Source organism: Micromonospora sp. NPDC057141 (assembly GCF_042670805.1).
In the GTDB taxonomy this organism is placed as follows: Bacteria; Actinomycetota; Actinomycetes; order Mycobacteriales; family Micromonosporaceae; genus Micromonospora.
This window is the reverse complement of the sequence record NZ_JBHUVA010000022.1, coordinates 73,087-83,598: the sequence shown is the minus strand read 5'-3', so window position 1 is coordinate 83,598 and position 10,512 is coordinate 73,087. Positions and strand designations below refer to the sequence as shown.

The window sequence follows — 10,512 nt, the reverse complement described above, 5'->3', positions numbered from 1 at the left end:
GTGTATAAGAGACAGCCGCTGTCGGCCACCCTTCGGGTGACCGGTCACGGGGTGGTGGAGCCGTTCCTCGACGGTGTCCGGGTGGGCGACGACGTGCTCAGCCCCGGCTGGTCGGCCTACCAGCACCGGGTGCGCTACCGCGAGTACGACCTGTCCGGCGCTCTCGTCGACAGCGGGGCGGCGGAACCGGAGACCGCACCGACTGCGACTGCGGCGTCGGCCGAGCATGAGCTGACCCTGCTGGTCGGCAACGGCTGGTTCACCGGACGGATCGGCTGGTTCGGGCATCGGGGCTGGTACGGATCGCGCCGTGGGGCCAGCGCTGAGCTGCGGGTCGAGTTCACCGACGGCCCGCCGTGGCTACTGCTCACCGGACCGGACTGGCGGCTGACCCGGTCCACCGTGCTGGAAGACGATCTGTACGACGGGATGCTGATCGACACCCGGGTCGAGCCGGGCGAGCCAGCCGCGGTGGAGGTACTCGACTTCGACCGGTCCCGACTGGTCGCCGACCGCGGGCCGGCGATCGTCCGGCACGAGACGATCGAGCCGGTCCGGCTCGACCGGATCGCGCCGGACCGGCTCATCGTGGACTTCGGTCAGAATCTGGTCGGCTGGGTCCGACTGGCCACCAGTGGCGACCGCGGCGACCGGTTGACCGTCCGGCACGCGGAGGTGCTGGAGAACGGGGAGCTGGCCCGCCGGCCGCTCCGGTCGGCCGAGGCTACCGACAGATACGTACTCAGCGGCGCTGCCGACACCTTCGAACCGACATTGACCACCCATGGGTTCCGCTACGCCGAACTCCAGGGCCCGCCAGGGGTGTTGGACGGCACCGGGGTGGCCGCCGTGGTCGTGGGCAGCTTCCTGCGGCGTACCGGGCACTTCGACTGCTCTGATCCGCTGTTGAACCGGTTGCACGCCAACGTGGTGTGGAGCCTGCGGGGCAACACGGTAGGGATTCCGACCGACTGTCCGCAGCGTGATGAGCGGCTCGGTTGGACCGGCGACATCGCCGTCTTCGCCCCGGCTGCCTGCTTCCTGTTCGACATGTCGGCGTTCCTGCGCGAATGGTTGGCTGACCTGCGGTGCGAGCAGGCCGCCTACGCCGGCCGGGTGCCCTACGTGGTGCCCGATGTGCTCGGCGACTGGAGCGTCGACGGGACCGGATCCCCGGAGTCGGTGGCCGTGTGGAGCGACGCGGCGGTCTGGGTTCCGTGGGCACTGTGGCAGGCCGGCGGCGATCTGGCGGTGTTGCGGGAGAGCCTGCCCAGCATGGTGTCACACGTGGACCGGGTGGCCGGTCTGCTGTCCCCGGACGGGGTGTGGGACCGGGGAGCGCAGTTCGGCGACTGGCTGGATCCGGCCGCTCCGCCGGACGATCCGTTCGCGGCGATGAGTGACACCGGGGTGATAGCCACGGCCGCCTTCCACCGCAGCGTCGACCTGACCGGGAAGGCCGCGCGGATCCTCGGCGACGCGGACCTCACCGATCGGATGGGCGCGCTGGCTGAACGGATCCGCGCCGGGTTCGCCCACCGCTACGTCGACCGGGACGGGCGGATCCGCAGTGACACCGCGTCGGTGTACGCGCTGGCCATCGTCAGCGAGGTCGTCGACGCACGCACCGCGGTGCTGGCCGGTGGCCATCTGGCCCGACGGGTCCGACGCAACGGCCACACCGTGTCGACCGGCTTTGTGGGCACCGCGTTCGTGTGCGAGGCGCTGACCCGCACCGGGCACCTCGACGACGCGTACGCGATGCTGACCTGCACCCGGCACCCGTCCTGGCTGCACCCGGTGGCCCTGGGGGCGACCACCGTCTGGGAACGCTGGGATTCGCTGCTCGCCGACGGGCGGGTCAACCCGGGGGAGATGACCAGCTTCAACCACTACGCCCTGGGGGCGGTCGCCGACTGGATGCACCGCACGATCGGCGGGATCGTGCCGCTGGAGCCGGGGTACGCCCGGGTCCGGATCGCCCCGCGCCCGGGTGGCGGGATCAGCTGGGCGAACACCACGTTGGACACCTCGCACGGGACTGTCTCGGTGTCGTGGCGCACCGAGCCGCGTTGGCAGCTGACGGTCGCCGCGCCGGAGGGGGTCGAGGTGGAGATCGTCGAACCTGCCGAGTTCACCGGCGGGTTCGACGGGCCCGTGGCGGATCGGGCAGGGTGGCCACCGGCGGAGCGGTGACCGACCGGAGGAAGGCTTGCAGCAGTTCCTGGCGCTGTCGCAGGGAATCACCTCGGGTGGTCGCGCCGGGAGCCAGGGTCGGATCGACGTTGACCTGGGCGGCGGCCTCGCCGCCGCGCAACCGGTCGACCAGGGTTTCGGCGCTGCGCTGACCGACCTCCATCAGCCGGGGATCCACCGACTCCAGATAGGCGGCCACGTCATCACCGTACCCGGCGAGATTGTCATAGCCCACGACCGCGATGTCGTCGGGAACCCGGCGGCCCAGCGCCTCCAGTTGGGCGGCCAGCCCGATGGCGATCGCGTCGTTGCCGGCGAACACGGCGTCGGCATCGTCGACCTCGGCCAGCAGCCGGGTCGCGGCCCGCTGCCCCCAGGACCGGGTGAACTCGCCGTGCAGCACGGCGGCCGGTTGCAACCCGGCCGCGTCGAGGGCCTGGCTGAACCCGCGCAGCCGCTCGCGTACCGAGGTCAGGGTGTCCGCGGCGGTGACATGGGCGATGCGGGTACGGCCCATGGCGATCAGCCGTTGGGCGGCCAGCGCCCCGCCGGCCCGCTCGTTGGTGCTCACCTGGGTCACCCCGGGCCCGCCGGGCGGCCCGAACGCGCACACCACCGGCCCACCGAAGTCGACGTCGAGGCCGGCGATGGGCACGTCGGGGCCTTCGCCGATGAGAATGATGCCGTCGACCTGGCGGGCCAGCATGTGCGCGATGTGTTCGCGTCGCAGGTCCGGGTCGTGGGCCGCGTCGTAGAGCAGGCTGGCCAGGTCGTGCGAACTGAGGCAGCGGTTGATGCCGATCAGCACCGGCATGCAGAAGGCCCCGGCCGCGTTCTCGGCGAGCACCCCGACCGTGTTGCTGCGCCCCGACGCGACGGAACGGGCCAGCGCGTTGGGCCGGTACCGCAAGGTGCGCGCGGCGTCGAGGACCCGACGACGGGTGCTCTCGGCGACCCGGCCGGTGCCGTTCATCACCTGTGAGGCGGTGGCCGTGGACACGTTGGCGGCTGCGGCGACATCGATCAACCGCACTGGTTGTGCGGACATCTTCCTCCTCAGGTGCTTTCGGGGCAGGAGATTGGTCGGGTCGTCTGCGGGAAGTCGTCGCTGTGTCGGGTTGTTGTCGAGTCGTTACCGGTCGGACCGTTGCAGGAGACTACCGAGTCGGTGGCCGGATGGGAACGCCTGCCCCGGCGGGTGCGCCAAAGCGCTTTGGCACTAGCATGGCATGGGTGAGTTGCGGATCTGTTAATCCCGGCTGGGAGCCTGTCCGGACCGCCTTCGACCGGGTGCTCCACCACGATCGGGCCGGCGCGTCGGTTGCTGTCGTGCGCCGGGGCCAGCTCGTGGTGGATCTGTGGGGCGGGGCGGACCCGGTGAGTGGGCAGCGATGGGACGAGCAGAGCGTGACCCTGGGATTCTCCACGGCGAAGGGCATCGTGGCGTTGCTGTGCGCCCAGGAGATCCAGGCGGGTCGACTGCACCCGGATCAGCCGGTGGCTGACAGTTGGCCGGAGTTCGGCGCCGCCGGCAAGGCCGAGATCACCGTAGGTCAGGTCCTGACCCATACGGCCGGGATGGTGACCGTTCCGGCGCGGCGGCCGGAGGAACTGCTCGATCCGGCTGCCTTGACTGCGCGGCTGGCCGAACAGCCGCCGGACTACCGGCCCGGTTCGGCCCGCCTCTACCACGTGCTCAGCTACGGCACCATTCTGGCTGAGGTGCTGCGCCGGGTGACCGGCCGCGACATCGGTCAGCTGGTGGCCGAACGGATCGCCGGCCCGCTGGGGGTGTCGGCGTGGTTCGGGATGCCAACCGAGGCGGAGCGGCGTTATCTGCCGGCAGTCCTGGAACCCGTCCAGCCGATCGGAGCGACCCCGGCGTTCGCCGACGTGCCCCCGATGCAGCGGCTTCTGTGCGGTGTCCGCCATCAGGCACAGGCGCAGGTCGTTCCGCTGTTCGTGCGGCGGGACGGGACGGCCGGCAGCGAACTGGTCAACTCGACTGCGTTCCGGTCGGCCCAGATCCCGGCCGGTGGCCTGGTCTGCGACGCCCGCGCGCTGGCCCTGGTCTACGGCGCCTGCCTCAGCCCGATCAGCCAGGTAGGGTCAGGTTCGGTCCGGCTGCTTGATGAGGCCAGCGTGGCCCAGGTGGCCACCGACCACCTTCGAGGGATCGCCGAACCGCGTTGTGAAGGCACGGCCGTGCCGACCGACCGGTGGGGGCTGGGTTTCGAGATCAGCCACCGGGCCTGCCCCATGCTCGGCCCGGGAAGTTTCGGCCACGCTGGAATGGGTGGGCGACTCGGGTTCGCCCATCGCGGTTCCGCGATCGGGTTTGGCTTCGTGGCGCAACGGATGCGCTTCCCGACCGACGGGGTCGACCCGCGGTGGCGGGTGCTGCTGCGGGCCGTACGCGACTGTGCCCACCGCGAACGTCTACGCGCCCGGATCGGCTGACCGGCGCGGGCCGGCCCGCGCACGTGCTCCCCGGTGGGGTGACGCGCCGGTCGAACGGGGGACGTCGGCTGATCAGCCGCCCACCGGGAAGCGCGCGGCGTAGGCGGTAGCCACCACTGCGCCGCAGGAGTGTCCGACGACGAGAGGGGGCGTTGTGTGATGTCAGAGCGCGGACGACCTCGTGCACGTCGTCGGCCATGGTCAGCGGGTCGTACGGCGCCACGCGCGCCCCTGCGTACGTGCAGTTGCACGAAGATGTGTTCCCCATCCTGCATCTATCGAGAATGACATTCATATCGGTGTAGGCTTCGAGGATCGCCGCTGTGCGCGATACCCCACCCCACCCGTGAGGAGTCACTCTCCATGTCACTCAGCACCGCCGAGCGGCCCGGCAACCCCGAAACAGTCCTTGCCGAGATCTGGTCGGAGCTGCTGGGCGTACCCGCCCACACCATCGCGCCCGACGCGTCGTTCCTGCGCCTGGGCGGCGACTCGGTGCTCGCTGTCCGGATGGCGGCCCTCATCCGCAAGCGCCTCGGTGTGGTGCTGGCGCTGGCCGACGTCGGTGCGGAGTCCACCGTGGCGGAGCTGGCCGGGCTCGTCCGCAGGAGGGCGGCCGGCGGCGCTGCAACCCGGGCCGTGCCGGTCGAGCTGCGACGGCGTGCTGACAAGACGGAGCCGTTTCCTCTGCTCCCTCTGCAGCAGGGGTATTTCGTCGGCCAACAGGGCGGCTGGGAGTTGTCGTACGAGTCCGCGCACTTCTACAGCGATGTCGCTCTGCGCGAGATGGACAGCGGCGAGGCCGCGGAGGCACTGGCCGACGCCCTGCGCCGCCTCGCCGAACATCAGCCGATGCTGCGCGCCCGGGTCACCCCCGATGGGATGCAGCACGTCCTGCCGCTCGACGCGCCTGCGGCCGTCCCCGAGCCGCAGGTGTACGACCTGCGCGAGGCGTCCGCCGAGGAGGCGGCCGGGAGCCTGGCCCGACTACGCGCGGAAATGATCGCCAACGGCCCGGACCCGACGCGGGGTCCCGGGCTCGACATCCGGCTGACTCTGTTGCCCGACGGTCGGGGCCGACTCCACACGAACATGAGCCTGCTGTTGTTCGACGGATGGTCGGCCACGCTGCTGAACCGGGAGCTGCTCGAGTTGAGCGCCGACTGGAACGCCGTGCCGGCCCCCTTGGACATGGGCTTCGACGACTACGTCGCGTCGGTGCACGCCCTGCCGCAGACTGACGCCTGGGCGAGTGACCGCGACTGGTGGTGGTCCCGGCTGGACGACATGCCGCAGCCCCCGGCGCTGCCCCTGACGACCGATCCGCGGGAGGTCCGCGCCACGACGATGGTCAACCGGGAGCAGTACCTGTCTCCCGGTCGCTGGGCCGCACTGCGGGACCGGTGCGCCGTCCACGACGTCACCCCGTCGACGGTGATGTTCACCGCGTTCGCGATCACCATCGCCCGATGGGCGGGCCACCACCGGCTCCTGCTGAACTCGCTACAGCTCAACCGGCTCCCCCTGCACCTCGACGTGCACCGGGTTTTCGGCGCCTTCGCGTCCACCATGCTGCTGCCCACCGGGCTGACCCCCGGATCGACGTTCGCGCAGCTGGCCAGCCAGGCGCAGCGCCGGTTCACTGAGCACGCCGGTCACGCGCTGGTGACCGGCGTCGAGGTGTCCCGGGAACTTGGGCGGCGGCGCGGCACCCACCGACCGGTCGCACCTGTGGTCTTTCAGAGCACGCTCGGCATGGACGCCGCCATGGGTGCCCAGCAACCCGACTTCGCCGGGCCGTTGGGTCAGCTGGACATGGAGGACTTCTTCCACCAGCTGCGCACCCCGCAGGTGGCGCTGGAAGCGCGGTTCTATGAGCTGCGCGGATCGCTGGCCATCGTTTTCTCGCTGGTGGAGGAGCTGTTCGGCATCGAGCAGGTGGACGCCGCCTACGCCGATCTGGTCGCTCTGGTCGGCAGTCTCGCCGACGGCGACGGCTGGGACCGGCCGGTCGATCTGCCGCACCAGCCGGACGGTGACCGGACCGGCTTGCGGCTGGGACAGTACGCCGACGACCGGGCCGGCACCGATGGCGGTCCGCCCGCCACCGAGCTGGAGCAGACGATCGCTGCCCTGTGGGAGAACCTGCTGGAGACGCCGGTGCTCGATCGCGGCGCCAGCTTCTTCGATCTCGGCGGCGACTCGCTGCTCGCGGTGCGGGCCCTGGCGCGGCTGGCCAAGGAGACCGGCATCATGGTGCCGGTACGCGACTTCCTGGCCGACCCGACCGTGGCCGGACTGGCTGCGGCGAGCAGCACGGACGCGGCCCGGTGACAGCACTCATCGGAGTGCTCGGCGGTGCGGGCACGGTGGGCCGGACTGCCGTCGAACGGCTGCGCGGTTTCGGGTTCCCCGTCCTGGTCGGAGGGCGTGATCTCACCCGTGCCGACGAGGTCGTGCGAGCGACCGGAGCGACCGCGGTAGCCGTCGACCTGTTCGATGGCGCCTCACTTGCCGCGTTCTGTGCGGGCTGTTCGGTGGTGCTCAACTGTGCCGGGCCGTCCTACCAGGTGCTCGATCGGGTCGCCCGGGCCGCCTTGGACGTCGGCGCCGGCTACGTGGACGCGGCCGGTGACCTGGTGGCGGTGGAGGCCCTCGCCCAGGATCCCCCAGCGGGTCTGGCACAGCGTCCGGCCGTCTTCTCCGCCGGACTGATGCCCGGCCTGTCCGGGCTGCTGCCACGGCTGCTTCTCGACGGCAGCCCGGTGGCTCGCCTCGACGTGTACGTCGGCGGGTCGGTCGAGATCAGCCCGGCTTCCGCGGTGGACGCGCTGCTGACCCGAGGCCCGAAGTTCGGGCACGCGCTGGCGATGTGGCAGGGGGGACAGGCCGTGCCGCACAGTCTGGCGCCGCTGCGATCGATCACACTGCCCGGTTTCCGCGGCCGGGTGCACGCCGTGCCGTTCCTGTCCACCGAGATGATCTCGCTGGCGTCGGAGGCCGGGCTCACCGAACTGCGCAACTACACGGTGTACGCGACGGACAACCTGCCACAGGCTTTCGCGACCGCGTGGGCCGACGCCGACCGCCCGCCGGAGGCGCACGCCGACCGGATCGTGGAGGCGGCACGCCGGGATGTAGCGGCCCATGGACGCCACTACGGCATTCTCGCGTACGCGCGCCCGCCGGCGGGATCGGGGCTTCTCCCTCGGCGGGTGCTGTTGAGGACGCCGGACTCCTACCCGCTGAGCGGCGTCGTGGCGGCGATCGCGGCCCGTCAGGTGGCGATCGGGGCCGTCGCTCCCGGCGCGCACTACGCGTCGGGAGCGCTCGACCCCGAGACGGTCACGGAGGAACTGGCAGCAGATCCGTTGATCAGCGAACTCGCGCTGCCGTCACGCTGAGCAGTCGTCAGCAGGTGGCGGCGAAGAGCTGGACGCCGACCGGGTGCAGGGGATGGTCCCAGCCGGGAACGGAGACGATCGACCGGAAACCGGCGGCGTCCAGCTCGGTACGCCACTGCGTCTCGTCGAGGAATATCTGCCCGGTTCCCGCCCGCCGGTCACGGTCTCCCGGCCGTTCGCCGCCCGGCCGGGCCGACATCAGGAACTGCATCGAGGTCAGGATCTGGTGCATCTCGCGGGTGGTCTCCACGAACAGCAGCACGCCGTCGGGACGCAGCAGCCGCCGGAAGCCGCGCAGGGTGGCACCGATGTCGACGGCGTTGTGCAGCACGTTGGCTCCGAGCGCGATGTCGAGAGTGCCTTCGCCGACTCCCTGGGCGAGGAAGTCCGCGTTGATGTCGAACCGCCCGTACCGGAGCCCGGCGTGGTCGGCGAATCGCTGTCGGGCGTCGGTGAGGAAGAACGCCGACACGTCGGTGAACAGGTAGTCGATCGGGGTGTCGCGTAGCGCGTCGAGGACCTCCGTGGTGGTGCCGCCCACCCCTGCTCCGACTTCCAGGACACGCAGCGGCCGGTCCGCCGGTCGCCATTGCGCCATCCAACGGACGGCTTCGGCGGCGGCCGCGTTGACGTAGCGGTTGACGGCGTTGTCCCGGTAGGCGCCTTCGGCGGTGCCGGTCTCCCCGTCGGCGAACAGCAGAGCCTGAAGGCTGACCTCGTCGCGCAGCAGTGCGGGGAGGTACTGCACTGCGGTCTGGAAGAACCGGGTGAGCTCGGGCGGGTAGTGCAGACCGCGGCGAGCCTGGTCGATGCTGTCGGTGGCGGCGATCAGGGCGGCCCGTCCCGGCGCCCGCAGATCGTGGTATCGGTGACCGTCGGTGCCGATCATGCCCGCGTCGACGAGGACGGCAAGCCACCGGCGCATGATCCAGCGGTGTCTCGGCGCGATAGCGAGTGTGGCTGCGATCCTTCCCTCGTCGTCGCCGGGTGATCCCGTGCAGAGGCCGGCACCGGCGAGGGTGTCGGCCATGGCCAGCCGGGCTACATGGTCGAGTTTCCGGAGGAAGTCCGGCAGTCTCTCGGCATCGTGCGCGTCGATCGCGCGCCCCGCCGCGGCCGCGATCCGCTCGGCGGGCACGCCACGTTCGACGGTGATCCGCAGTCCCCGGGCGTCCGCGCCTGCCCGGCGCAGGGCCGCCCGGACGACCTCGCCGACGCGGTGGTGCACGAAGGCGGTGAACGGCTCGTGGGCGCGGCCGGGCGTGGGAGTGGCGGGGGTGAAGGCGGCGACGGCCGGGGAGACGAGCGCGAGCGCGGTGGGGTCGGCGGCGTCCAGCACCACCGCGGCGTCGGTTCCGGCCAGGGCGGTACGCAGCTCGTTGGCGGTCACGGCGTCCGCGGTGTCCACCAGCAACCGGTTGGGGATGCCGCCGATGCGGACCGGCCATCCCGCGGCGATGGCCGTACGCGCGTCGTCGAGTCCGGACCAAAGGTGGGTAGTGGGCCGGACCGGGGCGTCACCGGGGTCTACCTGGAGCACCGCGTCGAAGCGGTAGCGGGTAAGTTCAGTGTCGGCCGTCATGGTCTTCGGGTATGTGGCGATGCGCGCGTCGCGACCACTGCTGGAGGCCGCAACGGCGAGCACGGCAGGATCGAAGTTGAGCTCGCCGTCCCGGTCGGCGCGGGCGCGGACACGTTCGTCGATCACCGTTTCGGCCGCTGCGAGGTCAGCGGCGCGTTCCAGCCAGCGGCAGTAGGCCTCCAGCAGGCCCGCATGGCGGTTGTCGCCCACGATGACCACGCCGCCGGGCGCGACGAGCCGGATCGCGTCCTGCACCACGCGGGTCAGGTAGGCGACGTCGGGGAAGCACTGGGTGACGGAGTTGACGAGCACGCAGTCGGGCCCGTCGGCGGGGAAACCGGCCCGGTCCAGCGCCTGCCGTACCGTCACGGAACCGACCTCGTGCGCGGCCGCGCGGACGAAGACCTGACCCTGCCGGGCGTGCTGTTGGTGCCGTCGCACCATGCCCTCGGCGACGTCGGTGCCGACATAGCCGGCCAGATGCGGCTGTAGCCGGTCGGCGAGCAGCCCGGTCCCGCAGCCCAGTTCCAGCACGTGGCGTGGGCGCGTCGCGAGCACCAGCTCGACGGTGCGCTCGACCCATTCGGTCATGTGTGCCGCCGGAAGCGGCTCACCGGTGTCGGAGGCCCGCCAGCCGGCCAGTGCGTCGTCGGCTGCGGCACCGGCGGCGTACGTGAAGTCGTATACCTCGGTCCAGTGTCCGAGGTACTCGCGCACAAGCGCCCCGAGCTCCGGCCGGACGGCGGTGGCTTCGGATCGTACGCGGACGCGCAGGCCGGTGCCGTCGTGGACGGCGGCGGCGATCCACGGGTGCGCGCTCAGTCGTTGCAGGGCAGCGGTCATCTCCGGGGACACGGTGTGACTCCGTTC

Annotated in this window: 6 protein-coding genes; 4 read left to right on the top strand and 2 right to left on the bottom strand. The window is 71.3% G+C overall.

Features of this window, described 5'->3' with window-relative positions:
* Nucleotides 1-2,196, top strand: a 2,196-nt coding sequence (locus ACFT41_RS14805) for a family 78 glycoside hydrolase catalytic domain (protein WP_377613832.1), incomplete at its 5' end; no start/stop codon positions are given.
* On the opposite strand, the gene ACFT41_RS14800 is transcribed toward ACFT41_RS14805, so the two are convergent.
* The gene (locus ACFT41_RS14800) at nt 2,135-3,244 is read right to left on the bottom strand and encodes a LacI family DNA-binding transcriptional regulator (protein WP_377586712.1); all 1,110 of its coding nucleotides are present in this window, start codon (nt 3,242-3,244) and stop codon (nt 2,135-2,137) included. The genes ACFT41_RS14805 and ACFT41_RS14800 overlap by 62 nt on opposite strands.
* A 185-nt stretch (nt 3,245-3,429) precedes the next feature.
* Here ACFT41_RS14800 and ACFT41_RS14795 point away from each other — a divergent pair, with 185 nt between their 5' ends.
* The 3 genes from ACFT41_RS14795 (at nt 3,430) to ACFT41_RS14785 (ending at nt 8,060) form a co-directional block, all read left to right on the top strand.
* Nucleotides 3,430-4,656 carry a serine hydrolase domain-containing protein gene (locus ACFT41_RS14795; protein WP_377613831.1) on the top strand — a complete coding sequence of 409 codons (1,227 nt, stop codon included), beginning with the start codon at nt 3,430-3,432 and terminating at the stop codon, nt 4,654-4,656.
* A gap of 363 nt (nt 4,657-5,019) precedes the next feature.
* Nucleotides 5,020-6,990, top strand: a complete 1,971-nt coding sequence (locus ACFT41_RS14790) for a phosphopantetheine-binding protein (RefSeq protein WP_377586710.1) — start codon at nt 5,020-5,022, stop codon at nt 6,988-6,990.
* Entirely contained in the window at nt 6,987-8,060 is a 1,074-nt protein-coding gene (locus tag ACFT41_RS14785) for a saccharopine dehydrogenase NADP-binding domain-containing protein (protein WP_377586709.1), read from the top strand. The genes ACFT41_RS14790 and ACFT41_RS14785 overlap by 4 nt, the downstream gene beginning before the upstream one ends.
* A 7-nt stretch (nt 8,061-8,067) precedes the next feature.
* Here ACFT41_RS14785 and ACFT41_RS14780 read toward each other — a convergent pair whose 3' ends face one another.
* Nucleotides 8,068-10,485: a methyltransferase gene (locus ACFT41_RS14780; protein ID WP_377586708.1), complete on the bottom strand. Its 2,418-nt coding sequence runs from the start codon at nt 10,483-10,485 to the stop codon at nt 8,068-8,070.
* Nucleotides 10,486-10,512 lie beyond the last annotated feature (27 nt).

Coding starts and splice junctions, on each gene's coding strand:
- ACFT41_RS14800 (WP_377586712.1), bottom strand. CDS start 3,244: ATGTCCGCACAACCAGTGCGGTTGATCGATGTCGCCGCAGCCGCCAAC.
- ACFT41_RS14790 (WP_377586710.1), top strand. CDS start 5,020: ATGTCACTCAGCACCGCCGAGCGGCCCGGCAACCCCGAAACAGTCCTT.
- ACFT41_RS14780 (WP_377586708.1), bottom strand. CDS start 10,485: ATGACCGCTGCCCTGCAACGACTGAGCGCGCACCCGTGGATCGCCGCC.